The organism is Massilia sp. ST3 (assembly GCF_018119405.1).
In the GTDB taxonomy this organism is placed as follows: domain Bacteria; phylum Pseudomonadota; class Gammaproteobacteria; order Burkholderiales; family Burkholderiaceae_D; genus Telluria.
On the sequence record NZ_JAGPWC010000019.1, the window covers coordinates 21,220 to 45,939 of the forward strand.

The window sequence follows — 24,720 nt, forward strand, 5'->3', positions numbered from 1 at the left end:
GAGGCGATGGGCCTGAGCGAAAAGCAGAAGATGCTGGCCGGCCGGCCCTACCACCCGGGCGACCCGGAGCTGCGCGCCGAGCAGGCGGCCGCCGCGGCCTGGCTGGCGCGCTACAACGCGGCGCTGGCCGAACCGGTCGAGGCCTGGCAAGCCTTGCTGGCCGAGCGTTTCGGCCAGGCGGGGCAGGGCGCCATCTTGCGCCCGCCTTTCCATTGCGACTACGGCTGGAACATCCGGCTCGGCGCGCGGGTATTCGTCAACTTCGGCTGCGTCTTCCTCGACGTCGCTCGCATCGCCATCGGCGACGACACCCGCATCGGCCCCGGCGTGCACATCTACACCGCCGACCATCCGCGCGACCCGGCGCGGCGCCGCACCGGCGTCGAATCGGGCCGTCCGGTCACCATCGGCAGCAATGTCTGGATCGGCGGCGGGGCCATCATCCTGCCCGGTATCACGATCGGCGACGACGCCATCGTTGGCGCCGGCAGCGTGGTCACCCACGACGTGGCGGCGGGCACCAGCGTGGCCGGCAATCCCGCCCAGGAGCTGGCCGCCGGCTAGTTTCGCTTGCTATAATCGCATCCTTCGTTTCCCCTACTTCATCGCAGATTCAGGCAGGACCGCGCAGTGGCTAAACTCTATTTCAGGTATTCGGCGATGAACGCCGGCAAATCGACGGCACTGCTGCAGGTGGCGCACAACTACGAGGAGCAGGGCCAGAAGGTCAAGCTCTACACCGCCGTCATCGACGACCGCTACGGAGTCGGGCTGATCACTTCGCGCCTGGGGCCCCAGCGCCAGGTCGACACCTTCGGCCCGGAAACCAATTTCCTGGACGAGACCCCGGCCGTGGCCTGCGTGCTGGTCGACGAGGCCCAGTTCCTGTCCACCGCCCAGGTCCAGCAGCTGCACCAGCTGGCCCAGGTGCGCGGCGTGCCGGTGATCTGCTACGGCCTGCGCAGCGACTTCCGCGGCGAGCCTTTCCCGGGTTCGGCCTACCTGCTGGCGCTGGCCGACGACATCGAGGAAATCAAGAACATCTGCACCTGCGGCAAGAAGGCGACCATGAACATCCGGGTCGACGCCGAAGGGCGCCGCATCAAGGAAGGCGAGCAGGTCAGCATTGGCGGCAACGAAAGCTACCGCCAGGCCTGCGGCCGCTGTTTCTACTCCAACTAGGCGTATGCAGAAGCAATGGCGCTGCTGAGCGCTTGCCAGGCCTGGCTGCCGGCGGCCGTGTGCGCCCCCGGCGGACCGGGAGCGGTGCTGCTCTACCTGGCGCCCTCGGCGGCGCTGGCCTTCCTGTTCTGGATCGGGTCGGGCGCCCATCCCTTCTTCTTCCTGTTCACCGCCGCCGGCACCCTGTGCCACGAGCTGGCGCACTTCTCGGCCGGCCTGCTCACCAATGCCGAACCGGTCGGCCTGAGCGTGGTGCCGCGCCGCATCCCGCGTCCCGGCAAGGGCCACAACTGGGAACTGGGCTCGGTCACCTTCGCCAACCTGCGCTGGTACAACGCGGCGCCGGCGGCGCTGGCGCCGCTGCTGGTGCTGCTGTTGCCTTTTGCCGTGGCCTGGTGGCGCACGCGGCACGATTGGGTCTTTGAACCGCTGGACCTCGCCCTCATGTTCGTACTGGCGCCCCAGTTCTTGTCGTTCTGGCCATCGCCGGTGGACTGGCGCCTGGCGGCCAGGTCCTGGCCCTATGTGCCGCTGCTGGCGCTGGGCGCCGGAGCCTATTGCTTTCATGGCCAGCTGCTCGCCCTTGTCAAAGGCTAATGCTTGGCTTATGCCAGCCTTAAGCCTGGGCTCTTGGCGCGCACAATGCCGCTCTGCTTGCCAGTACGTTCCTGTAGAATGGGCCGCAAGCGCGGTTTGACCGGCTCCGCAGGCACGTCCCAAGGCACCAGGGCCGCACCGCAACCGCAACAGTATCCCTTCGGAGAAACGAAGAATGAAGAAGCACGTGTTCATCGCCGCCCTGGCCTTCGCCATGTCCGCCCATGTGGTGACCGCCCAGCCCGACAAGACCGGGCCCACGGTTGCCTCCATCGCCCCTTCCACTCCCGCCTCGCAGATGAAACCGGTCGCCGCCCAGACCCAGGCGGCGGTATGGGCGTCGCGCGTGCTCGGCCGCTACCACTACAAGGCCATGCCGCTGGACGATGCGATGTCGAGCAAGATCTTCGACAACTACTTCGAGGCCCTCGACAGCGAGAAGCTGTACTTCGTGCAGGCGGACGTCGACCAGTTCGCGCCCCAGCGCAACAAGCTCGACGACGCGATCAACAGCGAGAACCTGGCTGTTCCGTTTGCGATCTACAACATGTACCAGCAGCGCTTCACCGAACGCATGGCCTATGCGCGTGAGCTGCTGAAAGGCAAGTTTGACTTCACCACGGACGAGACCTTGCAGCTGGACCGCGAAAAGGCGCCCTGGGCCAAGACCGAAGACGAGATCCGCGACCTGTGGCGCAAGCGCGTCAAGAACGACTGGTTGCGCCTGAAGCTGGCTGGCAAGGAAGACAAGGCGATTCGCGAAACCCTGGACAAGCGCTACGAGAACTACGTCAGCCGCATCAAGAAGCTGAACAACGAAGACGTGTTCCAGATGTTCATGAACGCCTACGCCACCGCGATCGAACCGCATACCAACTACCTGGGCCCGCGCTCGGCGGACAACTTCGACATCTCGATGCGCCTGTCGCTCGAAGGCATCGGCGCGGTGCTGCAGTCGCGCGACGACTACACCCTGATCCGCGAGATCGTGCCGGGCAGCCCGGCCGACAAGTCGGGCAAGCTCAAGGTCGGCGACCGCATCGTCGGCGTGGCCCAGGGTAATGCGCCCTTCACCGACGTGCTGGGCTGGCGCCTGGACGACGTGGTCGCGCTGGTGCGCGGCGAGAAGGGCTCGACCGTCCGCCTCGACGTGATCCCCGGCGACGGCGGCCCGGACGCCAAGCACGTGACCGTGTCGATGGTGCGCAAGAAAATTTCCATGGAAGAGCAGGCTGCCAAGAAATCCATCATCAAGGTGAAGGACAATGGCGTCGAGCGCCGCATCGGCGTGATTTCGCTGCCGACCTTCTACCTGGACTTCGAGGCGCGTCGCAAGGGCGACAAGGACTTCCGCAGCGCTACCCGTGACGTGGCGCGCATCCTGGGCGAACTCAAGAAGGACAAGGTCGACAACGTCCTGATCGACCTGCGCAACAACGGCGGCGGTTCGCTGATCGAAGCGATCGAGCTGACCGGCTTGTTCATCGACAAGGGTCCGGTGGTGATGCAGCGTACCGCCGAAGGCCGTGTCGAGGTCGAAAGCGACACCACCCCCGGCCTGGCCTGGGACGGCCCGATGGGCGTCTTGATCAACCGCGGTTCGGCCTCGGCGTCCGAGATCTTCGCGGCCGCGATCCAGGATTATGGCCGCGGCCTGGTGATCGGCGAGCCCAGCTTCGGCAAGGGCACCGTCCAGACCCTGATCGACCTGGACCGCTTCTCGCAGAGCGAGAAGGTGCGCTACGGCGAGCTCAAGATGACGATCGCACAGTTTTTCCGCATCAACGGCGGCACTACCCAGCTGCGCGGCGTGACCCCGGACATCAAGCTGCCGGTGCTGTCCGACCTGGAGAACTTCGGCGAGTCCTCGTATGACAACGCGCTGCCCTGGGTGGCGATCAAGCCGGCCACCTACCTGCCGGCGGGCGACCTGAAGGAGCTGATCGGCCCGCTGCAGAAGCGCCACGAGGCGCGCATCGCCAAGGACAAGGAGTTCCAGTTCCTGCAGGAAGACATTTCCGAAGTGCTGAAGCTGCGCAAGGAAAACGCGATCTCGCTGAACGAAGCCGTGCGCCGCAAGGAGCGCGACGCCCAGGATACCCGCGCCAAGCTGCGTGAAGCGCGCCTGGCCGGCGTGAACGGCACGGTGGCCGACGAACCGGCGCGTGCGCCGGGCGGCAAGGAAGCCCGCGCCAAGGTGCCGGATTCGGCCAAGCCGGCCAAGTCGGTGGTGGCCCTGCGCGGCCAGCCGCGCCAGGACGACGGCCTGCAGGCGGACGAGCGCAACCTCCAGGCCGAGCTGGCGGCCGAGAAGGCGGCCAAGGACGCCAAGGACGTGCTGCTGCAGGAGGCAGCCAACATCCTGGCCGACGAGGTTGGCATGCTGAAGACCGATACCCGCATGGCCTCGCGCGCCATGCCCTACATGGCTTCGACGCGCGGCAACTGACCGCCGCCGGCGCGCCTGCGCTGTCTGAAAACAACGGCCGCGTCCTTCGGGATGCGGCCGTTTTTCATTGGTGCGGCAGGGCCACAGGGCTTGTTTGCCGGCTCAGTGCCTGTCCCGAGGGATATTATTTCTTCAACGAAATTTCCTGACGACGATATATGTGCGACAAGCATTTTTATGTCGCGGTATGTTAAATCCCTAACAGACGCTCCCGTGCCTATCGGCTAAAGAACGCCTGTGATCGCAATGGCGTATTGCTCGGAATTAATGTTCTTTTGTTGTACGAGGTGGAGATGCGGTTCAGTTTCTTCATTTGGCAAGAACAGAAGCAGGTTCATGCTCATCTATACGTTCGCTTGGCATGCGCGTAATACAACTCAACAGTAATTAGCGACGCACAATTTATTCCTTGCAAAGATTGATCTTTTTTTATTTGTGCTACGATGACTTCATAGTTGCAATAAAAATAACCGATCAACCTCAAAGGAGTTAATGTCATGTCAATCCGCCGCCTTGTAGTAGCTGCGCTGCTCGCCAGCGCGGGTGTTGCCCACGCAGAAGTCGTCACGGCCCCCAGCTTCCTGACCAACTGGACCACCGGTAACGGAACCGACGTGATCGCTTCCGGCGCCCTGGGCGGCAACGTGAACCTGATTGGCGGTATCTCGCATACCACCGGCGGCGCGAGCGCCAGCCTGGAAGACGTGCTGTTCGGCAAAGCCAGCGCCAGTCTCGGCAACGGTACCCAGCTCCGTTTCGAAAACGGTATCCAGGGCAGCTACCTGATCGGCTCGGACAACGGCGCCCTGGCGGCCCGCCTGGGCAACAACAAGTCGGTGGTCAACACCAATGACGGCGTGACCATCATCGATACCAACCCGGGCCAGGTCGACCTGGGCGGCGGCGTGGACGTCGGTGTCGATATGGGCGGTGGCGCAACCGGCAGCACTCCGCCGGCCGGCGGCGGCAAGCCTGGCCTGGGCAACGGCAGCGGCACCGCGCCTGGCGTCGGTCCCATCCCGGGTGCGGGCGCCGGCCAGGACACCAGCCCGGGCCAGGGCTCGGACATTGGCCAGGGCGCCGACGAAGTTGGGCAGCCGGCCGAAGTGCCTGAACCGTCGACCGTGGCGCTGATGCTGGCGGGTGTCGCCGGCGCCTTCTCGCTGGCCGGCCGCCGCCGCAAGCAGTAAGAAAAAGCGGGAACGCAGGCGCCGCCCCTGCGTTCCTGGCACTGCGCCCAGTGCGCAATCCCCCTTGGCGGCAATCTTTATTCATGTACAATTCTTGTGAACGATCGTGCTTTTCGGGCGACGATAACAAGGAGACGACATGGATCTGCATTACACGGACGAGGACCTGGCCTTTCGCGACCAGGTCCGCGCCTTCCTCGATTCCCATCTGCCGAAAGACTTGCAGGAGAAGGTGCGCCAGCATCGCCGCCTGGGCAAGGACGACTACGTGCGCTGGCACAAGATCCTTGCCGCCCAGGGCTGGGTTGCCCCTGGCTGGCCGAAGGAATACGGCGGTCCGGGCTGGACACCCGTGCAGCGCCACCTGTTCGAGGAAGAATGCGCGCTGGCGGGCACGCCGCCGGTCCTGCCCTTCGGCGTCAACATGGTCGCGCCCGTGATCATGGCCTTCGGGAGCCAGGCCCAGAAAGACCATTACCTGCCGCGCATCCTGTCCTGCGAGGACTGGTGGTGCCAGGGCTATTCCGAGCCCGGCGCCGGCTCCGACCTGGCTTCGCTCAAGACCACCGCCGTGCGCGACGGCGACCACTACATCGTCAACGGCCAGAAGACCTGGACCACCCTGGCCCAGCACGCCGACATGATCTTCTGCCTGGTGCGCACCGATTCCGGCGTACGCAAGCAGGAGGGCATTTCCTTCCTCCTGATCGACATGCACGCGCCCGGGGTCACGGTACGCCCGATCGTCATGCTCGACGAAGACCATGAGGTGAACGAAGTCTTCTTCGACAATGTGCGGGTGCCGGTGGCCAACCTGGTGGGCCAGGAGAACCGCGGCTGGACCTATGCCAAGTACCTGCTCGGCCACGAGCGTACCGGCATTGCCGCCGTCGGCCGTTCCAAGCGCGAGCTGGCCTTCGTCAAGCGCCTGGCCGCCCGCGAGCACAAGAACGGCCGCCCGCTGATCGAGGACCCGCTGTTCGCGGCCAAGGTGGCCGGCGTCGAGATCGAGCTGATGGCGCTGGAAATGACGGTGCTGCGGGTGCTGGCGCGCGCGGAACAGGCGCCGGGGCCGGAAGCCTCGGTGCTGAAGGTGAAGGGCACCGACATCCAGCAGGCCCTGACCGAGCTGATGCTGGAAGCGGCGGGCCCGATGGCCCTGCCTTTCGACCCTGCCTACCTCGAGGGCGAACGCGCGCACAGCATCGCGGGCGACGACGAGGCTGCGCCGCTGGCGCCGTACTACTTCAACTACCGCAAGACCTCGATCTACGGCGGGTCGAACGAAATCCAACGCAACATCATCACCCAGATGATCCTGGGGCTGTAAGGGGACACGATGAACTTCGATTTCAAGGAAGAACAGCTCCAGTTCGCGGATGCGCTGCGGCGCTGGGTGGAGCGCGGCTACGACTTCGAGAGGCGCCGCGCGATCGTGCGCTCGGAGAGCGGCGTCGACGACGGCGCCTGGGCCACCCTGGCCGAGCTCGGGATGACGGCGCTGCCGGTACCCGAGGAGCACGGCGGCTTCGGCGGCGATGCGGTGGACATGTTCGTGGTGATGCAGGAGCTGGGCCGCGGCCTGGTGGTCGAGCCCTACCTGGCCACGGTGCTGGGCGCGGAGTTCCTGCGCCTGGGCGGCGCGCACGGCGAGCTGCTGGCCAAGGTGGCCGGCGGCGAGCTGAAACTGGCCTGTGCGCTGGGCGAGCGCCAGTCGCGCCACGACCTGAACGACATCGCCACCCGCGCAGCCCGAGTGGACGGCGGCTGGCGCCTGGACGGCGAAAAGAAGGCGGTCCTGCATGGCGCCGCTGCGGGCGTGCTGGTGGTCTCGGCGCGCGGCAGCGGCAGCCAGCGCGACGCCGCGGGCATCAGCCTGTTCGCGGTCCCGGCCGATATACCGGGCGTCACGGTCACCGGCTACCGCACTCTGGACGGCATGTGCGCAGCGGATGTCCGCTTCGACGGCGCCGTGGTTCCGGAGTCGAGCCTGATCGGCCGCGAAGGCGAGGGCGGCTCCATCCTGGAGGCGGCGGCCGACTACGGCGCCGGCCTGCTGTGCGCGGAAGCCCTCGGCGCAATGCAGGCCTTGTTCGACACGACCCTGGACTACCTCAAGACGCGCCAGCAGTTCGGGGTGCCGATCGCGAAATTCCAGGCCCTGCAGCACCGCATGGCCGACATGGTCATCCACCTGGAGCAGGCGCGTTCGATGGCCTTGCTGGCAGCGGTGCGCCTGGCCAAAGGCAACCCGGACGAGCGCCGCCGCACGGTGTCGGCCGCCAAGTACCGTGTCGGCCAGGCGGCGCGCTTCATCGGCCAGCAGGCGATCCAGCTGCACGGCGGCATGGGCGTGACCGACGAGCTGCCGGCGTCGCACTACTTCAAGCGCCTGGCCATGATCGAGCTGACCCTGGGCGACAGCGACCATCACCTGGCGCGCTTCGCGGCGCTGCCGGGCTTCGCGGAGGCGGCCGCATGAGCGTGCAATGGTATTTCGAGGACTTCCATCCGGGCCAGGAGATCGACCTGGGCGAGCGCATCGTCACCGAAGAGGAGATCGTCGCCTTCGCGCGCGACTTCGACCCGCAGCCCTTCCATGTCGACCGTGAGGCCGGCGCGGCCTCGATCTACGGCGGCGTGATCGCCAGCGGCTGGCACACCTGCTCGATGATGATGCGCATGGTGGTCGACGGCATGATGTGCGCCGCTTCGAGCTTGGGCTCGCCGGGCCTGGAAAAGGTGCGCTGGATCCGGCCGCTGCACCCCGGCGACACCCTGCGCGTGCGCTACATCACCCAGCAGGTGAAGGCCTCCGCCTCCAAGCCGGACCGCGGCGTGGTGTGGTCGAAGTGGATCGCCACCAACCAGCACGGCGAGGAAGTCTGCACCGTCGAGGGCATGGGCATGTTCGGCCGGCGTCCTCGGGAGGGCAGCCATGACTAGGCCAATCCCGTTCGAGGAGCTGGCCGCGCTGGCCGGCCAGGAGGTCTCCGTGTCGGATTGGTTCGAGGTGGCCCAGGCACGCATCGACGCCTTCGCCGAAGCGACCGACGACCGCCAGTGGATCCACGTCGACCCGGAGCGCTGCCGGCGCGAGTCGCCTTTCGGCGGCCCGGTCGCGCACGGCTTCCTGACCCTGTCGCTGCTGCCGGCCATGCTGGAGAGCGCGATTTCCATCGGCGGGATGCGCATGGGGGTCAACTGCGGCCTGGACAAGGTCCGTTTCGTGGCGCCCCTGCCGGCAGGCAGCCGGGTGCGGGCGCGCTGGACGCTGGCGGAGGCGGAGCCCGTGCGGGGAGGCCTGCAGCTGCGCTGGAATGCGTCGGTTGAATCCGAGAGCGGCGGCCGGCCCGTGTGCACGGCCGAGTTTCTCGTGCGCTGCTACGCCTGAAGCGCTTCGAGCGCCTGACAACACCCTCATCGCTGCCTTGTGTCGACTTGCCGTACAGGCGTACTGTCGTCGGCCATGCGCCTTCGCCTGGGGGTTTTGTCAGTCGCTCGAGGACAATTAGTCCTGCAAGGCCACGCGGTACTGGTTGCGGCCGTCGGCCTTGGCTTCGTAGAGCTGGGCGTCGGCGGCGGCCAGCAGCGCCGCGGCTGCCTGGCCTTCGCCCGGCACCTGGGTCGCGAGGCCCATGCTGACCGTCAGGCGCGGCGCCGTGGGCGAGGCCGCGTGGGGCAGGTCGAGCTGGGCCAGTTCCTTTTGCAGGCGGCGCGCCACGCATTCGGCGCCGGCCGGATCGAGCTGTGGCAGCAGGATGGCGAATTCCTCTCCGCCATAGCGCGTCACCAGGTCGTGGGTGCGGCCGGCGGCGCGCCGCAGTCCCGCCGCGACCTGCACCAGGCAGGCGTCGCCGGCCTGGTGGCCATAATGATCGTTATAGAGCTTGAAGTGGTCGACGTCGACCAGGATCAGCGACACCGGCAGGCCGGCGCGCGCGCAGCGCCGCCATTCCGCCTCCAGGCGATCGTCGAAGGCGCGCCGGTTGGCCACGCCGGTCAGCGGATCGGTCAGGGTCAGGGCGCGCAGGGCGTCGGCCTGGCGCTTGACGGTCAATTGGGTGCGCACCCGGGCCCGCACCACGGCGGCGTTCACCGGCTTGGTGATGAAGTCGGCCGCGCCGGCGCCCAGCGCCCGGGTCTCGTCCTCGGGACTGGTGAGGGCGGTGACGAACATGACCGGGATGTCGCTGGTCTCCGACATGGCACGCAGGGCGGCGCACACCGCGTAGCCGTCCATGCCGGGCATCACGGCGTCGAGCAGGATCAGGTCGGGGTGCTGGGTGCGTGCCAGCTCCAGGGCCCGCGGGCCGTCGAGCGCGAACAGCACTTCCTGCTCGTCCTGCAGGGCGCCGTGAAGGATCTGGACGTTTTCCATGGCGTCGTCGACGATCAGGATGCGCCCGTTCAGGGCCATTTCGGTCCAGCTCATGCCTGTGTCTTTCGCTGCAGCAGCTCGCGCACCTGGACGGCCGCCTCGCCGAAGCGCAGGGTGCCGACGGCGTCGGCCAGGCGGGCGGCGGCGTCCTGGCCGGCATGCGCCGCCAGCGCCGGGCGCAGCGCATCGAACTGGGTGAGAGCCTTCATGTTGTTATTCTCCAGGAGTTGAAGCAGGCGCGCCAGCGAATCGTGCAGGGCCGGGCCGTCGCCTTCCGCCGGCGCCGCCAGGGCCCGCTGGCGCTCGGGGTCGTCGAGTTCGCGGGCGCCCGCGGCCGCGATATCCAGCGCGGCCGCCAGCTCCGCCAGGCGCAGCACCACGGTCGGGTGGTCCTCGTTGCGCAGCGCCAGTTCCAGCTCGTGCGCCGTGCGCGCGACGTCGACCGCGCCCAGGTTGGCGGCGACGCCGCGCAGGCGGTGGGTCACGCCCTGGGCCGCATGGCGGTCGCCGGCATCGGTCAGCATCCGCAGTTCGGCCAGGGTGGCCGTGCGGCTGTCGATGAAGCGCGCAAACACGGCGGCGAAGCGCTCGAAGCTGCCGCCGAAGCGGGGCAGGGTGGCCTGCAGGTCGATGCCGGGCAGGTGCATCGGCACCGGGCTCGATGCTTCCGCCTGGGTGGCCGGTGTCGCCGCCGCGCCGGTCCCATCCTGTGCTGCGGACGCGCGCGGTGCGATGCGCTCGAGGGTGGCCACCAGCTCGTCGACGTCGATCGGCTTCGGCAAATGAGCCTGCATCCCGGCCGCGAGCGAGCGTTCTCGGTCCTCGTCCATGGCATTGGCCGTCATCGCCACGATGGGAATCGAAAGGCCGGCCTGGCGGATCGCCGCCGCCGCCTCGTAGCCGTTCATGACCGGCATCTGCACGTCCATCAGGATCACGTCGTAGTCGGCGCGCTCGCCCAGCATGCTGACCGCCACCCGGCCGTTGCCGGCGATGTCGACGCTGGCGCCGGCGTGGGTCAGGATGAAGCCGGCCACCTCCTGGTTGATCGGATTGTCTTCGACCAGCAGCACGCGCAGCCCTTGCAGGCGCGCGACCAGGGGCGCGCCATGTCCCGGCGCCGCCGCCGGGCCTGCGCCGAGCAGGCGGTCGGCCGCCTCGCGCAGGCCGCCCAGGGTGAAGGGCTTGCCGAGTACGGCGCCCAACTGCAGCTCTCCGGCCAGCTCGGACAGGCGTTCGGCGTCCGGGTCGGCCACCAGCAGGCAGGTGGGCGGCAAGGCCAGTTGCTCGGCGCGCGCGGCCGCCAGTACGGCGACGCCGTCCAGGTCGGGCATCGCGCCGTCCAGGAAGGCCAGGTCGTAAGCCTGTCCCGCGCGCAGGCGCGCCAGGGCTGCCTGGCCGCCGGCGGCGCCGTCCACGCTCCAGCCGAAGGCGGCGCAGGCCGCCGCCAGGGCCGCGCGGGCGCTGTCGTTGTCATCCGCGACCAGCACCCGCAAGGGGCGGCCCGCTCCCCGCGGCAGGGGACGCTCGTCCTCCACCACCACGAAGGGCAGGGTGAAGTGGAAGTCGGCGCCGGCGCCGGCGGCGCTGGTCACGCCCAGGCGGCCGCCGGCCAGCTCGACCAGCCGGCGCGCGATCGCCAGGCCCAGGCCGGCCCCGCCGTACTTGCGGCTGGTCGAACTGTCGCCCTGAGAGAAGGCGTCGAACATGCGCGCCTGCTGCTCCGGCGCGATGCCGATGCCGGTGTCGCGCACCGAGAAGCCCAGCTCCACCTGCGCGTGCTCGCGCCGCACCACGCGCACGGCCAGCACAATCTCGCCGCGCTCGGTGAACTTGACGGCGTTACCCACCAGGTTGAGCAGCACCTGCTCGAGGCGCATCGGATCGCCCAGCAGGGTGGGCGGCACATCCGGCGCCACCGCGAACACCGGTTCCACACCCTTGGCCCAGGCGTTGGGCGCGGTCAGCACCGCGATGCTGGACAGCAGGCCGTCGACCGCGAACGGCGTGCGTTCCAGCACCAGCTGGCCGGATTCGATGCGCGAGAAGTTGAGCAGGTCGCTGAGCATGCCCAGCAGCGAGCGGGCGGCCGTCTGCATGCGCGACACGTAGCCGCGTTCGCGCCGCCCCAGCTGGCCTTCCTCGAGCAGGCGCGCCAGGCCGACGATGGCGTTCATGGGTGTGCGCAGCTCGTGGCTCATATTGGCCAGGAACTCGCCCTTGGCGCGGCTCGCGGCCTCGGCCTGGTGCAGGGCCTCGACCAGCTGCGACTGGGTCTGCTTGAGGTCGGTCACGTCGGCATGCAGCATGTAGTAGCCGCGCACGGCGCCGTGCTCGTCGATGTCGGGAATGAAGTTGCTGAGGGCATGGATCGAAGCGCCGCCCGGCCGAGACAAGGTGCGCTCGAAGGTCTGGGGGGTGCCGGCCAGGACGCCGTCGAGGAAGGGGCTGATCTGGGCCAGCTGCTCGGCCGGCAGCAGTTCGGCCGCGGTGCGCCCCAGCGCATCCTCCTCGCTGCGTCCCAGCCAGTCGAGGTAGGGCCGGTTCGCAAAGCGGCAGCGCCGCTCGGCGTCCCAGTAGCCGACCAGCGCCGGCAGGTTGTCGGTCACGGTGCGCAGGAAGCGCTCGCGCTGGGCCAGCTGCTCGCTGGCGGCGCGCAGCGCGTTCTCGGAAGCCACGCGCGCGCTGATGTCGCGGATCGTGGCCGCCATCATGCCGGCCCCGCCGATGTCGACCCGGCTCAGGAGCACGTCGGCATGGAACACGCTCCCGTCCACGCGCTTGTGCAGCCATTCGAACTGGCAGCGCCCGGTGTCGATCGCGCGCCGCATGTAGTCCATGGCCGCGTCGGCGCTGGGACGGCCGTCCAGCTGGACCGGCGGCGAGGTGCTGACCGGCGACTCGTTCAGCAGCTGCACCGGGCTGGAGAAACCGAACAGCGCCGCCGCCGCCGGGTTGGCGCTGACGAAGCCGGCGCCGAAGGCCAGCAGCACCTGGGCGTCGCTGGAACCCTCGAACAGCACCCGGAACATCTCCTCGTTGTCGCGGTTGCGCTGTTCCTGGCGCTTGCGCTCGGTGATGTCGAGCACCACCGCGTTGACGCCCATCAGCTGGTGCTCGGGACCCCACACCGGGTAGTAGCTCGAGATCCAGTGGCGCGGCTGGCCCGGCGTGGAGGGCACTTCGCCGGTGTCCTCGACTTCCAGCAGCGGGCGCCCCGTTTCCAGCACCTGGCGGTAGCCCGACTCGAAGGTACTGCCGACGGGGCCGAGGAGTTCCGGCAGGGTGCGCCCGATGTGCGCGCGCGCGGGCTGGGCGTTGATCTCGGCCAGGTAGTCGTTGATCATCACCACGCGCATGCCGGTATCCATGAAGCACAGGCCGACCGGGGCCGAGGCGTACACGATCTCGAGCTGGGCCTTGGAGCGTTCCAGTTCCGCGGTGCGCTCGGCAACCAGGGTTTCCAGGCGGGTGCGGTAGGCCTGCAGTTCGGCGTCGACCCGGCGCAGCGCGCGCGCCACCTTGTCGACTTCCTTGATCTCGGGCGGGGGCAGGGCCAGCGGTTCGCCGCGGCCCAGGCTTTCGGCGGGGCCGGCCAGGGCCTGCACCGCGCGCGCGATGGCGCCGCCCAGGGCCCGTGCCAGCCCCAGGCTGATGACAAGCAGCACGCAGATCGCGATCACCGTGGTCGTCAGCGAGTGGCCCAGCAGCTCGCGCGCGGCGTTCGGCGGATAGCGGATCGTCACCACCCAGCCGTGCTTGGGCGAGCGGGCATAGGCGGCGAAGCCGGCCTCGTTGCCGGCGCCCAGCAGGATGATGCCGCGCTCCTGCCTGGCCACTTCGGCCGCCAGCGCCGGGGCCATGGGCGAGCCCACGTGCGCGCTCGGGTCGCTGCTGCGCGACACCATCAGCAGGCGCTTGTCGTAGATCTCGGCCACCCAGCCTTCCGGCAGGTGCTGGCTCTCGAGCAGGTCGGTCAGGCGGCGCGGGCGCAACAGCACCGACAGCACATAGCGCACCTTGCCTTCGATCCAGACCGGAACGTCGACCGAGAGTGCATAGGGCTGGTCGCCTTCGGCCTCGTGCAGCCCGGAGGCGACGGTGTCGCCGGTGGCGAACACGCGCCGGATGTCGTCCGGATTGCCGAGCGGCGGCAGCGGCGCGCCGTAGGCGAACCGGGTGTGCAGCAGGGGCAGGGCGTCGGGGCCGCTGAGCATGAAGCCCTGGGCCGGAAATTCGGGGCGCAGCAGCTGGCGCGCGCCGGCGTGGAAGGCTTGCAGCTCGCCGCTGGCCAGCATGGCCGAATTGGCCAGCACCCGGGCCGCGGTCTCGCCGCCGTCGAGGTCGCGATCGACCGCCGCGGCCAGCACCTCGGCCACGGTCTGCGCATCCTCGGACACGTGCGAGCGCTCGCGCACCGCGGCGTCGCGCGCCAGGGCGATGTAGCCGATCAGGATTGGCAGCGCGCAGGCCAGGACCAGGGTGTAGAGCTTGGAACGGATCGTCGGCAGCGATGGGCGGTTGAACGGCAACGGGCCTCCCTCGGGCAATGCGGCGCGGGGCGCCGCGATGCCCCATGGTAGCTGAGCTCAGTCACCATGCATAGCGGCGTCCCGGATCGTGCGCGCGGCCCCTGCTAGGGGGGCTTGGCCGCTCCGCCTAGCCGTGGCGTCCGAGTTCCAGCTTGGCAATAGCGTTGCGATGCACTTCGTCCGGGCCGTCGGCCAGGCGCAGGGTGCGGTTGGCCGCCCACTGGTAGGCCAGCGGGAACTCCTCCGACACCCCGGCCGCGCCATGGGCCTGGATCGCCCAGTCCAGCACGTCCTGGGCCACGGTGGGCGCCAGCACCTTGATCATGGCGATTTCCATTTGCGCCACCTTGTTGCCGACCGTGTCCATCATGTAGGCCGCCTTCAGTGTCAGCAGGCGCGCGGTGTCGATGCGGATGCGGCTTTCGGCGATGCGCTCGCGCCAGACGCCCTGGTCGGACAGCTTGCGGCCGAAGGCGACGCGGCTCTCCAGGCGCCGGCACATCAGCGCCAGGGCGCGCTCGGCGACGCCGATGGCGCGCATGCAGTGGTGGATCCGGCCCGGGCCCAGGCGGCCCTGGGCGATCTCGAAGCCGCGTCCCTCGCCCAGCAGCATGTTGGCGGCCGGGACGCGCACGTTCTCGAACAGGATCTCGCAATGGCCGTGGGGCGCGTCGTCGTAGCCGAACACCGGCAGCGGGCGCACCACCGTGATGCCGGGCGTATCGGCCGGCACCACGATCATCGACTGCTGGCGGTGCCGTTCCGCGCCCGGGTCGCTCTTGCCCATCACGATATAGACCCGGCAGCGCGGGTCCCCGGCGCCCGAGATCCACCACTTGCGGCCGTTGATCACATAGCCGTCGCCGTCGCGCTCGATGCGGGTGGCGATGTTGGTCGCGTCCGAGGAAGCGACCTCGGGCTCGGTCATGGCGAAGGCCGAGCGGATCTCGCCGCGCAGCAGGGGTTCGAGCCAGGCATCCTTGAGTTCCTCGCCGGCGTAGCGCTCCATGGTTTCCATGTTGCCGGTGTCGGGCGCGGAGCAGTTGAAGACCTCGGGCGCCCAGGGCACCCGGCCCATGATCTCGCACAGCGGCGCATAGTCGAGGTTCGACAGGCCTTCGGGCGCGCGGCTGGAGCGGGGCAGGAACAGGTTCCACAGGCCGGCCTGGCGCGCCAGCGGCTTGAGGCGCTCGATCAGCTGTACCGGCTGCCAGCGGCTGCCGTTGGCGCCGTTGCGGGCGACTTCCTCGGCAAAGGCGCCTTCGTTCGGATAGATGTGCTCGTCCATGAAGGCGAGCAGGCGGTTGCGCAGCTCCTCGCAGCGGCTTGAGTAGGCAAAATCCATGGTGTCTCCGTTGGTCGTTCTTTACGCCGCGCTGCGCGAAGCGAAGCGCCAGGCCATCTCCGCCATCGGGCGCGCGGCCTTGCCGTTTTCCAGGGCGGCGCTGCTGGATGCGGTGCCGTCGACATAGCGCTTCATGATGCCCTGCATGATGCCGGCCAGCCGGAACATGTTGTAGGCCAGGTAGAAGTCGAAGTCCTCCTCGCGGATGGTCTTGCCGGTGCGTTCGCAGTAGCGCGCCACGTATTCTTGCAGCGATGGGATGCCGAGGGCGGCCAGGTCCAGGCCCGCGATGCCGCGGAACTGGCCGGGCGGGATGTGCCAGCTCATGCAGTGGTAGGAAAAATCGGCCAGCGGGTGCCCGAGGGTCGACAGCTCCCAGTCCAGCACCGCCAGGATGCGCGGCTCGCTGGGGTGGAAGATCAGGTTGTCGAGGCGGTAGTCGCCGTGCACGATGCTGGTGTCGTCCCCTGGCGGGATATGGGCCGGCAGCCAGTCGATCAGGCGGTCCATGGCCTCGATCGGCTCGGTGATCGAGGCCTGGTATTGCCTGGTCCAGCGCTCGATCTGGCGCGCAAAATAATTGCCCGGCTTGCCATAGTCGTGCAGGCCAATGGCGGCGTGGTCGATGGTGTGCAGGCGCGAGATCACGCGGTTCTGCTCGTCGTAGATGGCGGCGCGTTCCTCAGGCGTCATGCCGGGCAGGGACTGATCCCACAGCACCCGGCCCTCGATGTGCTCCATGACGAAGAAGGCGCGTCCGATCACCGCTTCATCCGTGCATAGCGCGTACTGGCGCGGGGCTGGAAAGTCGGCGCCGTGCAGGGCGTTCATGACGCGGAATTCGCGCTCGATCGCGTGCGCCGAGGGCAGCAGCCTGGCCGCCGGGCCGGGCTTGGTGCGCAGCACATAGCGCTTGCCGCCAGCTGCGCGCAGCAGGAAGGTCGGGTTGGACTGGCCGCCCTTGAACTGATCGGCGGCCAGGGGGCCGCCGGGGTAGTCTTCCACGTGCGCGCGCATCCAGGCGTCGAGCGCGCCGGTGTCGAAGCGCTGGCGCTCCGACACCGGTTTGGTTCCCATCATGTCTTCGAACATCGTGTCTCCAGGTCGTGGGATGTGCGTCCGCAAAAGGCACGGACGTTCTATTTTTGGGCGAAAGAATGCTCTCAGCGCCCCTTGCGGTACTGCTCGAACAACTGTTCCATCGTGGTGGTGCGGGCGCCCGGCTGCAGCGGGCCGGGCGGGACATGATTGACGAAGCGGACCACCCAGTCGTGCGGCGCTAGGCCGACGTCGAGGGCATTGATGCAGCCGGCGGCCTGGGACAGGCCGCCCAGGAACAGGCGCTGGCCGGTCAGGGCCAGCGACAGGATGGCGCAGTTCACGCCGCCGTGCAGCACCAGCAGGGCCGTGTCCCAGTCGCCCGCGGCGCGCAGCTTGGCGACCGCCGGGTGGACCCGGTCCATCATCTCGCCCACCGATTCTCCGCCCAGGAAGCGCTGCTGCTCGTCCACCAGGCCCTCGAAGGCGCCGGTGAAGGCGCGCCGCAGATCGGCCGCCGGGATATCGGCCAGGCGTCCGCCGCGGATTTCGTGCAGTTCCGGCCACACCTCGATCTCGGCCGGCTGGCCGGTCGCGGCCAGCACCCGCCGGGCCGTCTGGACCGTGCGCGGCAGGCCGGAGACGATCACCCGGTCGAAACGCACTCCCGCCTCGAAGAAGGCTTGGCCGGCCGCGTCGGCCTGGGCGACGCCGGCCTCGTTCAAGTCCACGGTCTCGGGCAGGAAGGGTTTGCCGCTGTCGTCGAAATAGGTGACGCTGCCGTGGCGCATCAGGTAGATGCGGCGGCGCTCGCCCGGCGCAGGCTCGTGCATCGAAACTCCCATCATGAGTGAAAAGACACGGATATTGGCCATCTTACACCGCCCATATGGATGAGCGAGGCGTATTCGAGACAGAATAGCGGTGCAATCTCGATGCCAGCCGTCAATTACTGTTCTTTCTGGAATAAAATTGTGCCCGCGAAACACAACTCTCGAGGGATGGTATGGCAAGGCCGGAAAAAGTGCGACTTGGCGAAGTGCTGATGCAGCAGAAGCTGTTGAGCGAAGAACAGCTCAACCAGGCGCTGGCCGACCAGAAGCGCACCGGCCGCAAGCTGGGCCGGGTGTTCGTGGAAAGCGGCTACGTGACCGAGGAGCAGATCTCGGGCGCGCTGGCACGCCAGCTGAACATCCCTTATATCAATCTCAAGTTCTACAACATCAACGACGAGCTGGTGCGCCAGCTGCCGGAAACGGCTGCGCGCCGCTTCCGCGCCCTGGTGCTGGAAGACCGCCGCGAGACCATGCTGGTGGGCGTGTCCGACCCGACCGACCTGTTCGCCTATGACGAGATCGCACGCCTGCTGAAGAAGGGCGTGGAGCTGGCCGTGGTCAACGAGACCGAGGTCCTGGCCGCGATCGACCGCATCTACCGCCGCACCGGCGAGATCACCGGCCTGGCGCGCGAGGTCGAGGCCGACCTGGGCGACACCTCGATCGACTTCGGCGCCCTGGCCGCCAACCCGGGCCTGGAAGAAGCCCCCATCGTCAAGCTGCTGCAGTCGGTGTTCGACGACGCGGTGCAGGTGCGCGCCTCGGACATCCACATCGAGCCCCAGGACGGGCGCCTGGCGATCCGCTTCCGTATCGACGGCGTGCTGCACCTGCAGACCGAGGCCGACCTCAAGGTCGCCACCCCGCTGGCGCTGCGCCTCAAGCTGATGGCCGACCTCGACATCTCGGAGAAGCGCCTGCCGCAGGACGGCCGCTTCGCGGTCAAGGTGCGCAACCAGCGCGTCGACGTCCGTATCTCGACGATGCCGACCCAGTACGGCGAATCGGTGGTCATGCGTCTGCTGAACCAGGGCGGCACCACCCTGCGCCTGGATGCGATCGGCATGCCCTCGCGCATCGTCGAGCGCTTCCGCAACATCGTGGCGCGCCCCAACGGCCTGGTGCTGGTCACCGGCCCCACGGGCAGCGGCAAGACCACTACCCTGTACAGCGCGCTGTCCGAGCTGAACTCGGTGGAGAAGAAGCTGATCACGGTCGAGGACCCGGTCGAATACCGCATGAAGGGCATCAACCAGGTGCAGGTCAACGACAAGATCGAGCTGACTTTCGCGCGCGTGCTGCGGTCCGCGCTGCGCCAGGACCCGGACATCGTGCTGGTCGGCGAGATGCGCGACCAGGAAACCGCCCAGATCGGCCTGCGCGCCGCCATGACCGGTCACCTGGTTTTGTCGACCCTGCACACCAACGACGCCGCCTCGACGCCGCTGCGCCTGATGGACATGGGCGTGCCGCGCTACATGGTGGGCGGCTCGCTGCAGGCCGTGCTGGCCCAGCGCCTGGTGCGCGTGATCTGCGAGAGCTGCTCCACCGAATACCAGCCGGAAGCGAGCGAAGTCAACTGGCTGCGCTCCGAACTGGGCGAGCGCGCCGCCAGCACCCGTTTCTTCCATGGCAAGGGCTGCTCGCACTGCAACGGCACCGGCTACCGCGGCCGTACCGGCGTCTACGAGCTGCTGGAGATGACCCGCGCCGTGACCGAGGCGGTGAACCACCCCGACCCCTCGCACTTCCTGAAGGTGGCCCACGCCGAGATGGGCGGCCAGACCCTGCGCCGCCACGCGGTCGCCCTGGCGGTGGCCGGGCGCAGCACCATCGCCGAGGCGATGCGCGTCAGTAACCAGCAGGACGACTGATGCCCTTCTTCGCCTACAAAGGCCGCGACGCGCGCGGCGAGCTGGCCCAGGGCATCCTGGAAGGCGCCGACAGCTCGGCCGTGGCCGACCTGCTGTTCGCCAACGGCATGACGCCGATCGAGATCACGCCTTCGAAGAAGGGGCCGGGCGAGGCCGCCGGAGGCGCCGCCGGCCTGCTGGCCCGCTTCACCGAAAAGAAGGTCACGTCGATGGACGTGCAGCTGTTCAGCCGCCAGATCTACACCCTGCTCAAGTCGGGCGTGCCGATCATGCGCGGCCTGGCGGGCCTGCAGGAATCGGCGATCAACAAATCCTTCGCCAAGGTCATCAAGGACCTGCGCGAATCGCTCGACTCCGGCCGCGAGCTGTCGGCGGCCATGATGCGCCACCCGGAATGCTTCACGCCCTTCTACCTGTCGATGGTGAAGGTGGGCGAAATGACGGGCCGCCTGGAAGAAGTCTTCCTGCGCTTGTTCGACCACCTGGAGTTCGACCGCGACATGCGCGAGCGGGTCAAGACCGCGATGCGCTACCCGACCTTCGTCGTGGTCGCGATGGTGATCGCGATGACGGTCGTGAACGTGTTCGTGATCCCGCAGTTCGCCGCGGTGTTCAAGTCCTTCGGCGCCGAGCTGCCGCTGATGACCCGCATCCTGCTGAATACCTCCGAATTCACGGTCGCCTACTGGCCTGCGCTGGCCGTGCTGGCGGCGGGTGGCATCTTCGGCTTCCGCGCCTGGACCAAAACGCCGTCCGGACGCCTCAAGTGGGACCAGAAGAAGCTGCGCATCCCGATCGCCGGCAAGATCATCCACAAGGCCACCATGGCCCGTTTCGCGCGCAGCTTCGCGCTGTCGATGCGCAGTGGGGTGCCGATCGTGCAAGCCTTGACCGTGGTGTCGCAGACCGCCGACAACGCCTACCTGAGCTCGCGCATCGAGCAGATGCGCGACGGCGTCGAGCGCGGCGAAAGCATCCTGCGCACCTCGGTGGCGGCCAACGTGTTCACGCCCATCGTGCTGCAGATGATCGCCGTGGGCGAGGAATCCGGCTCGCTGGACGACCTGATGGACGAGATCGCGCAAATGTACGAGCGCGAGGTCGACTACGAACTCAAGACCCTGTCGAGCCAGATCGAGCCGATCCTGATCACCTTCCTGGGGATCATGGTGCTGATCCTGGCGCTGGGCATCTTCATGCCGATCTGGGACCTGGGCCAGGCGGCGCTGCACGGCAAGTGATGAAGCGGCAGGGCGGGGCAAGCCGCTTCGAATTCGCGGTCTGCATGCTGCTGGTGGCGCTGCTCGCGGGCGGCCTGCTGATCAGGCTGCTGGATGTGCGCGAGGAGTCCGAGCGCGCTGCCGCCCACCACGTGGCGGGGGCGCTCAGGACTGCGCTGGCGGCGCGCGTGGCACGCATGGAAGAGGACGCGCAACTGGCCAAACTGGCCGGCGAAAACCCGATGCACTGGCTGAGCCGCTTGCCACCGAACTACCTGGGTGAATACTATTCGCCCGACCTGGCGGGCTTGCGCAAGGGAAGCTGGTACTTCGACCGGACTGACAAGAGCATCAACTATTTGTTTAGCCGCGACACTTTTTCTCGCGGGACATCAAAATTGCTGAAGTTCAAGGTAGAATTCATGCGTTCGCCCCGGATGCACCGGAATGACCGGCTCGACGGGGATACGCGGGGATTGGCGCTGCTGGAAATCGATGCGCTGAACCTGAAACAGCATTAGGCAGTACCAATCAACCCACCGCGGCCGTGACGTCCGCACCACCTCAACGGAGAGAACTGAATGAACAAGAGCTTCAACAAAGGCGCACAGGGCGGCTTCACGCTGATCGAACTGATCGTCGTGATCGTCATCCTGGGCATCCTGGCCGCGACCGCGCTGCCGAAATTCGCCAGCCTGAGCGGCGATGCGCGCAAGGCCAGCCTGCAGGCTGCACGCGGTTCGATGTCCTCGGCGGCATCGATGGTGCACGGCAAGTGGCTGATCGATTCGAATGTGTCGTCGATCGAAGGTGTCGCCGTGACCATGGTCAACGGCTACCCGAGCGCCGGCACCATCGCCCCGCTGGCCGGCATCACCAACAACCAGGATTACAAGGTCGTCACCACCACCGGCGCCAACGCGACCACCACGCTGACTCCGCTGGGCCTGCCGACTACCCTGGAAGCCACCTGCTTCGTGCGCTATACGGAAGCCGCTGCCAACGCCGCGCCGACCTACACCCAGGACCTGACCAAGTGCGAATAAGCCTGTCGATCTGACAGCTTATACTTTGGGCACGGTCGCATTCGCGGCCGTGCCTTTTGATTTTCAAGGGAGCGTCATGCATATCCGTCGTCTTCGGCACCACCAGGGCTTCACGCTGATCGAGCTGATCGTCGTGATCGTCGTCCTCGGCATCCTCGCAGCCACGGCCTTGCCGAAGTTCGCGAAGCTGAGCGGCGATGCTCAGGTGGCCAAGCTGAAGGCCGCGCGTGGCGCGCTTACTTCCTCGGCGGCCATGATCCACGCCCAGTGGCTGATCAAGCCGGCCGCTAGCATGACGGTCGAAGGGCAGGCTGTCGGCATCGTCAATGGCTATCCGGACGCGACCGCGGCCTTCGCCGCCGCGGCCGGCCTGAACGCGAATGACTACCGCATCGAAGTCAACAAGGACGAGCTGGTGATCTCGCCCGCCGGCATGCTGGACAGCGATCCGTCCGCCGCCACCTGCTTCATCGCTTACGCCGCGCCGACCGGCGCCAACCGTCCTCCGGTCTTCAGCCAGGCCGCCAACCCGCTCGTCTGCGGTTAAGCCTCGCGAGACCAGAGTGGGCGCAATTCCATTCCCTGCAAAGCGGCTGCACCGGTCCGGCTTTACGATGGTCGAGCTGATCGTCGTACTGGTCCTGATCGGCATCCTGGGCGCCATCGGCGCCGCCCGCTATTTCAATCGCAACAGCTTCGACGCCGCCTTCTTCGCCGAGCAGACCCGCGCCATGCTGCGCTATGCGCAAAAGACCGCGATCGCCCGCAACACCCCGGTGTTCGTCGAACTGGGCGACAACCGCATCGGCCTGTGCCACGTGGCGCCGAACGGCAATTGCCCGGCGGCCAGCCGGGTGCAGTTCCCGTCCGGGCGCAGCACGGGCGAGGGCACGGACACCTACTGCCAGTCGGCGGCCTGGTATTGCATCGGCCGCCCGAAAGGCGTCAGCTATTCCTATTCCGTCGTCATGACCCAGTTCGCCTTCGACGCCCTGGGCCGCCCGGTGGCCGGCGCCGGGGAGTTCCCGGGCCTGGCGATCGCGGTCGGCGGCGACGGCCAGAGCCGCACCGTGTCGGTAACCCCGGAGACCGGCTATGTCCAGTAAGCCGCGGCGCCAGGGCGGCCTGACCCTGATCGAACTGATCCTGTTCATCGTAATCGTCGGCATCGCACTCGCGGCCGTGGTCGGGGTGCTCAACTATACGTCGCGCAACAGCGCCGATCCGCTGCGCCAGAAGCAGGCGCTGATGATCGCCGAGGGCCTGCTGGAAGAAGTGCGGCTGGCCCGCTTTACCTGGTGCGACCCCAGCTCCGACGATCCGAACCCGGAAACGGTCACCGGCAGCGCCGGCTGCCTGGTGCCGGAGAACTGGGGCTCGGAAAGCGGGAACCGGCCGTTCGACAACGTCAACGACTACGTCGCCGCCGCCAACCAGGCAACCGCCGCCTTCAACGTGAACGGCGTGCTGTCGGACGCCAATGGCGCGCCGCTGGGCGTGCAGGGCTACGCGGCGACCGTGACGATCACGCCCCAGGCCATGAACGGTGTCGGTGCGGCCGGCGCCGCAGCCGATACCGATCTCCTGCGCATCCGCGTGGAGGTCGCCTACGACGGCCAGCGCCTGGTGCTGGACGGCTACCGCGCGCGCTACGCGCCGCTGGTCCAATGACGGCCGGCCGCCTGCTGCGCCGCGCACGCGGCTTTACCCTGGTCGAGGCGGTCCTGGTGATCGTCATCGTCGGCATCCTCGGGGCCATCGTCGCGGTCTTCATCCGCGGGCCGGTCGGGGGCTACCGCGACACGGCCGCGCGCGCCGCCGTGACCGACGAAGCCGACCTGGCGCTGCGCCGCGTGGCGCGCGACCTGCGCATGGCGCTGCCCAACAGCGTGCGCGTGAACCCGAACGGCGACGCCATCGAGTTCCTGCTCACCAAGACCGGCGGGCGCTACCTGGCGGCGGAAGATTTCGGCCTGAGCGGCACCCCGCTCGACTTCAACAATACGGATCCGGCTACCAACAGGGACTTCACGGTCGTCGGCGGCACCAGCGTGAGGATCGACCCCGATGACTACATCGTCGTGTACAACCTCGGCGAGGGCAGCGCGCCTTCGGACGCCTACCTGGCGCGCAGCGGCGGTACCGACCGCAATATCGAGCGGGTCGAGTCGGTCAACATGGCGGACCCCAACAATCCGGTCGTCAGGCTGAAGTTCAATACCTTCGCCACCCAGGTGACGCCGATGACCTCGCCGGGCCGCCGCTTCCAGGTGGTCGACTTCCCGGTCAGCTATGTCTGCGAGCGCCAGGGCGACGGCAGCGATGCGCTGGTGCGCTACTGGGACTATCCGATCAACGCGGCCCAGCTGACCCCGCCGCAGGGCAATCCGCGCCGCGCCGTGATCGCCGCGCGCGTGGCGAATTGCGCCGGCATGTTCGCTTACGGCAGCGCCGCCTCGCGCCGCAGCGCGCTGGTGGTCATGAACCTCCTCCTGCGGGTGCCGCAGGGCGGCAATGCGACCGTCCGCCTGGTGCACCAGGTCCATGTGGACAACACGCCATGAACCGCTACCATCTTTCCGTACGCCGCCTGGCGCGCAGCGCCGGCGTCGGCCTCGTCACCGCGATCTTCCTGCTGGTCGTCCTGGCCGGCATGGGCGTGGCGGCGGTGAGCCTGTTCAATTCGCAGCAGGCCAGCGCCAGCCTCGACCTGGAGGGCGCGCGCGCCTACCAGGCCGCCCGCGCCGGTATCGAATGGGGCCTGTTCCAGCGCCTGCGCGCAGGCCAATGCGCGGCGCCGACCTCGTTCCGCCTGCCGGACAGCGTGCTGGCCAGCTATACGGTGACGGTGAGCTGCACCCTGCTGCCCACTTTGCAGGTGGAAGACGACAACGGCGATCCGCAGCCGCTGCAGCGCTGGCGCATCCGCGCGATCGCCTGCAACCAGCCGGTCAACGGCGCCTGCGAGCAGCAGCCCAGCAGCACTAGTCCGGACTATGTGCGGCGCCAGGTGGAGGTCGAGTTATGAAA

23 protein-coding genes are annotated in these 24,720 nt (G+C 67.9%); 18 read left to right on the forward strand and 5 right to left on the reverse strand.

The features are described 5' to 3' along the window. The first annotated feature begins 6 nt into the window (after positions 1–6). The 9 genes from KBW98_RS08765 (at position 7) to KBW98_RS08805 (ending at position 8,812) form a co-directional block, all read left to right on the forward strand. Positions 7–564: a sugar O-acetyltransferase gene (locus KBW98_RS08765; RefSeq protein WP_211519739.1), complete on the forward strand. Its 558-nt coding sequence runs from the start codon at positions 7–9 to the stop codon at positions 562–564. Positions 565–630: 66 nt separating this feature from the next. Beyond that, positions 631–1,182 carry a thymidine kinase gene (locus KBW98_RS08770; RefSeq protein ID WP_211519740.1) on the forward strand — a complete coding sequence of 184 codons (552 nt, stop codon included), beginning with the start codon at positions 631–633 and terminating at the stop codon, positions 1,180–1,182. A gap of 15 nt (positions 1,183–1,197) precedes the next feature. Further along, complete coding sequence (locus tag KBW98_RS08775; protein WP_211519741.1) at positions 1,198–1,779, forward strand: hypothetical protein; 582 nt, start codon at positions 1,198–1,200, stop codon at positions 1,777–1,779. A 175-nt stretch (positions 1,780–1,954) separates the two neighbouring features. After that, entirely contained in the window at positions 1,955–4,228 is a 2,274-nt protein-coding gene (locus KBW98_RS08780) for a carboxy terminal-processing peptidase (RefSeq protein WP_211519742.1), read from the forward strand. Positions 4,229–4,725: 497 nt separating this feature from the next. Next, positions 4,726–5,418, forward strand: coding sequence for a PEP-CTERM sorting domain-containing protein (locus KBW98_RS24065; protein ID WP_211519743.1), 693 nt, complete (start codon positions 4,726–4,728; stop codon positions 5,416–5,418). 139 nt (positions 5,419–5,557) lie between these two features. Continuing rightward, positions 5,558–6,748: an acyl-CoA dehydrogenase family protein gene (locus tag KBW98_RS08790; RefSeq protein ID WP_211519744.1), complete on the forward strand. Its 1,191-nt coding sequence runs from the start codon at positions 5,558–5,560 to the stop codon at positions 6,746–6,748. Positions 6,749–6,757: 9 nt separating this feature from the next. Continuing rightward, entirely contained in the window at positions 6,758–7,900 is a 1,143-nt protein-coding gene (locus KBW98_RS08795; RefSeq protein ID WP_211519745.1) for an acyl-CoA dehydrogenase family protein, read from the forward strand. Then, positions 7,897–8,364, forward strand: a complete 468-nt coding sequence (locus KBW98_RS08800; protein WP_211519746.1) for a MaoC family dehydratase — start codon at positions 7,897–7,899, stop codon at positions 8,362–8,364. Before KBW98_RS08795 ends, KBW98_RS08800 begins: the two co-directional genes overlap by 4 nt. After that, positions 8,357–8,812 carry a MaoC family dehydratase gene (locus KBW98_RS08805; protein WP_211519747.1) on the forward strand — a complete coding sequence of 152 codons (456 nt, stop codon included), beginning with the start codon at positions 8,357–8,359 and terminating at the stop codon, positions 8,810–8,812. Before KBW98_RS08800 ends, KBW98_RS08805 begins: the two co-directional genes overlap by 8 nt. A gap of 117 nt (positions 8,813–8,929) precedes the next feature. Here the strand turns inward: KBW98_RS08805 and KBW98_RS08810 are convergent, their stop codons facing one another. The 5 genes from KBW98_RS08810 to KBW98_RS08830 all read right to left on the reverse strand — a co-directional run bounded on the left by KBW98_RS08810 (position 8,930) and on the right by KBW98_RS08830 (position 17,547). Then, the gene (locus KBW98_RS08810) at positions 8,930–9,853 is read right to left on the reverse strand and encodes a diguanylate cyclase domain-containing protein (RefSeq protein WP_211519748.1); all 924 of its coding nucleotides are present in this window, start codon (positions 9,851–9,853) and stop codon (positions 8,930–8,932) included. Further along, entirely contained in the window at positions 9,850–14,331 is a 4,482-nt protein-coding gene (locus KBW98_RS08815; RefSeq protein WP_211519749.1) for a PAS domain-containing protein, read from the reverse strand. Before KBW98_RS08815 ends, KBW98_RS08810 begins: the two co-directional genes overlap by 4 nt. Positions 14,332–14,458: 127 nt before the next feature. Then, positions 14,459–15,676: an acyl-CoA dehydrogenase family protein gene (locus KBW98_RS08820; RefSeq protein ID WP_211519750.1), complete on the reverse strand. Its 1,218-nt coding sequence runs from the start codon at positions 15,674–15,676 to the stop codon at positions 14,459–14,461. A gap of 21 nt (positions 15,677–15,697) precedes the next feature. Then, complete coding sequence (locus KBW98_RS08825) at positions 15,698–16,768, reverse strand: phosphotransferase (protein ID WP_211519751.1); 1,071 nt, start codon at positions 16,766–16,768, stop codon at positions 15,698–15,700. Between the two features lie 71 nt (positions 16,769–16,839). After that, positions 16,840–17,547 carry a histidine phosphatase family protein gene (locus KBW98_RS08830; protein WP_229429068.1) on the reverse strand — a complete coding sequence of 236 codons (708 nt, stop codon included), beginning with the start codon at positions 17,545–17,547 and terminating at the stop codon, positions 16,840–16,842. A 173-nt stretch (positions 17,548–17,720) separates the two neighbouring features. On the opposite strand from KBW98_RS08830, the gene KBW98_RS08835 reads away from it, so the two are divergent. From KBW98_RS08835 to KBW98_RS08875, 9 genes are all read left to right on the forward strand, one after another. Beyond that, a complete protein-coding gene (locus KBW98_RS08835; RefSeq protein WP_211519752.1) occupies positions 17,721–19,424 on the forward strand; it encodes a GspE/PulE family protein in 1,704 nt (567 codons plus the stop codon). Beyond that, positions 19,424–20,665 carry a type II secretion system F family protein gene (locus KBW98_RS08840; protein ID WP_211519753.1) on the forward strand — a complete coding sequence of 414 codons (1,242 nt, stop codon included), beginning with the start codon at positions 19,424–19,426 and terminating at the stop codon, positions 20,663–20,665. Before KBW98_RS08835 ends, KBW98_RS08840 begins: the two co-directional genes overlap by 1 nt. Continuing rightward, complete coding sequence (locus KBW98_RS08845; protein ID WP_211519754.1) at positions 20,665–21,165, forward strand: hypothetical protein; 501 nt, start codon at positions 20,665–20,667, stop codon at positions 21,163–21,165. Before KBW98_RS08840 ends, KBW98_RS08845 begins: the two co-directional genes overlap by 1 nt. 60 nt (positions 21,166–21,225) lie before the next feature. Continuing rightward, entirely contained in the window at positions 21,226–21,690 is a 465-nt protein-coding gene (locus KBW98_RS24140; protein ID WP_211519755.1) for a type II secretion system protein, read from the forward strand. 76 nt (positions 21,691–21,766) lie between these two features. Next, entirely contained in the window at positions 21,767–22,237 is a 471-nt protein-coding gene (locus tag KBW98_RS24070; protein WP_211519756.1) for a type II secretion system protein, read from the forward strand. 16 nt (positions 22,238–22,253) lie between these two features. Next, positions 22,254–22,796, forward strand: coding sequence for a Tfp pilus assembly protein FimT/FimU (locus KBW98_RS08860; protein WP_373888919.1), 543 nt, complete (start codon positions 22,254–22,256; stop codon positions 22,794–22,796). Next, positions 22,786–23,361, forward strand: a complete 576-nt coding sequence (locus KBW98_RS08865) for a type II secretion system protein (protein ID WP_211519758.1) — start codon at positions 22,786–22,788, stop codon at positions 23,359–23,361. Before KBW98_RS08860 ends, KBW98_RS08865 begins: the two co-directional genes overlap by 11 nt. Beyond that, a complete protein-coding gene (locus KBW98_RS08870; RefSeq protein WP_229429069.1) occupies positions 23,358–24,254 on the forward strand; it encodes a type II secretion system protein in 897 nt (298 codons plus the stop codon). Before KBW98_RS08865 ends, KBW98_RS08870 begins: the two co-directional genes overlap by 4 nt. Beyond that, complete coding sequence (locus KBW98_RS08875) at positions 24,251–24,718, forward strand: agglutinin biogenesis protein MshP (protein WP_211519759.1); 468 nt, start codon at positions 24,251–24,253, stop codon at positions 24,716–24,718. The genes KBW98_RS08870 and KBW98_RS08875 overlap by 4 nt, the downstream gene beginning before the upstream one ends. Positions 24,719–24,720: the final 2 nt, after the last annotated feature.

Coding starts and splice junctions, on each gene's coding strand:
- KBW98_RS08865 (WP_211519758.1), top strand. CDS start 22,786: ATGTCCAGTAAGCCGCGGCGCCAGGGCGGCCTGACCCTGATCGAACTG.
- KBW98_RS08765 (WP_211519739.1), top strand. CDS start 7: ATGGGCCTGAGCGAAAAGCAGAAGATGCTGGCCGGCCGGCCCTACCAC.
- KBW98_RS24070 (WP_211519756.1), top strand. CDS start 21,767: ATGCATATCCGTCGTCTTCGGCACCACCAGGGCTTCACGCTGATCGAG.
- KBW98_RS08825 (WP_211519751.1), bottom strand. CDS start 16,768: ATGTTCGAAGACATGATGGGAACCAAACCGGTGTCGGAGCGCCAGCGC.
- KBW98_RS08835 (WP_211519752.1), top strand. CDS start 17,721: ATGGCAAGGCCGGAAAAAGTGCGACTTGGCGAAGTGCTGATGCAGCAG.
- KBW98_RS08830 (WP_229429068.1), bottom strand. CDS start 17,547: ATGCACGAGCCTGCGCCGGGCGAGCGCCGCCGCATCTACCTGATGCGC.
- KBW98_RS08870 (WP_229429069.1), top strand. CDS start 23,358: ATGACGGCCGGCCGCCTGCTGCGCCGCGCACGCGGCTTTACCCTGGTC.
- KBW98_RS08805 (WP_211519747.1), top strand. CDS start 8,357: ATGACTAGGCCAATCCCGTTCGAGGAGCTGGCCGCGCTGGCCGGCCAG.
- KBW98_RS08775 (WP_211519741.1), top strand. CDS start 1,198: ATGGCGCTGCTGAGCGCTTGCCAGGCCTGGCTGCCGGCGGCCGTGTGC.
- KBW98_RS08820 (WP_211519750.1), bottom strand. CDS start 15,676: ATGGATTTTGCCTACTCAAGCCGCTGCGAGGAGCTGCGCAACCGCCTG.
- KBW98_RS24065 (WP_211519743.1), top strand. CDS start 4,726: ATGTCAATCCGCCGCCTTGTAGTAGCTGCGCTGCTCGCCAGCGCGGGT.
- KBW98_RS08790 (WP_211519744.1), top strand. CDS start 5,558: ATGGATCTGCATTACACGGACGAGGACCTGGCCTTTCGCGACCAGGTC.
- KBW98_RS08840 (WP_211519753.1), top strand. CDS start 19,424: ATGCCCTTCTTCGCCTACAAAGGCCGCGACGCGCGCGGCGAGCTGGCC.
- KBW98_RS08780 (WP_211519742.1), top strand. CDS start 1,955: ATGAAGAAGCACGTGTTCATCGCCGCCCTGGCCTTCGCCATGTCCGCC.
- KBW98_RS08800 (WP_211519746.1), top strand. CDS start 7,897: ATGAGCGTGCAATGGTATTTCGAGGACTTCCATCCGGGCCAGGAGATC.
- KBW98_RS08810 (WP_211519748.1), bottom strand. CDS start 9,853: ATGAGCTGGACCGAAATGGCCCTGAACGGGCGCATCCTGATCGTCGAC.
- KBW98_RS08875 (WP_211519759.1), top strand. CDS start 24,251: ATGAACCGCTACCATCTTTCCGTACGCCGCCTGGCGCGCAGCGCCGGC.
- KBW98_RS08795 (WP_211519745.1), top strand. CDS start 6,758: ATGAACTTCGATTTCAAGGAAGAACAGCTCCAGTTCGCGGATGCGCTG.
- KBW98_RS08845 (WP_211519754.1), top strand. CDS start 20,665: ATGAAGCGGCAGGGCGGGGCAAGCCGCTTCGAATTCGCGGTCTGCATG.
- KBW98_RS24140 (WP_211519755.1), top strand. CDS start 21,226: ATGAACAAGAGCTTCAACAAAGGCGCACAGGGCGGCTTCACGCTGATC.